Source organism: Sandarakinorhabdus rubra (genome assembly GCF_010994245.1).
In the GTDB taxonomy this organism is placed as follows: Bacteria; Pseudomonadota; Alphaproteobacteria; order Sphingomonadales; family Sphingomonadaceae; genus Sandarakinorhabdus; species Sandarakinorhabdus rubra.
Map to the genome: position 1 here is coordinate 1 of NZ_WMHO01000477.1, position 546 is coordinate 546.

1 protein-coding gene is annotated in these 546 nt (G+C 74.2%); it reads right to left on the reverse strand.

Annotation, left to right across the window (positions count from 1 at the left end; genetic code table 11):
* The coding region (locus GJV64_RS15385) for an aminotransferase class V-fold PLP-dependent enzyme (protein ID WP_164158400.1) at positions 1 to 546 on the reverse strand (546 nt) is incomplete at both ends.

The following is a 546-nucleotide window of genomic DNA, read 5'->3' on the forward strand; positions in this document are numbered from 1 at the left end:
CAGCTTTGCCACGGCGGACCAGTCGTGCGCTTGCGCCACGGCGGCCGCAAAGCCGGCGATGCCGGGCAGGTTGGGAGTGCCGCCGCGAAGGCCGCGCTCCTGGCCGCCACCGCGCTGCACCGCCACCAGCGTGGCCGGGTCCTTCACGATCAGCGCGCCGACGCCGGGTGGGCCACCCAGCTTGTGGGCAGACAAGGCGATGAAATCGGCAACCGCGCAAATGGGGGGCAGGGGCTGCTTGCCGGCCGACTGCACGCAATCGGCCAGCAGCAGACTGCCGTTGGCGCGCACCAGGGCCGCGATGGCGTCCAGCGGCTGCACCACCCCGGTCTCGTTGTTGCCCTGTTGCACGGCCACCAGCGCCGGCCCGGCGGCGAGCTGGCGCTCCAGCGCGTCGATCCGGATCAGCCCATCGCCATCCACTGGCAGCGGAACGATGTCGTCCCGCGCCGCCAGCACGGCGCTGTGCTCGGTGGCGCCGGCCAGCACGCGGAGCGGCCGGCCCTCCAGCCGGGCGCCATGCAGCGCCAGCGCCAGCGCCTCGGT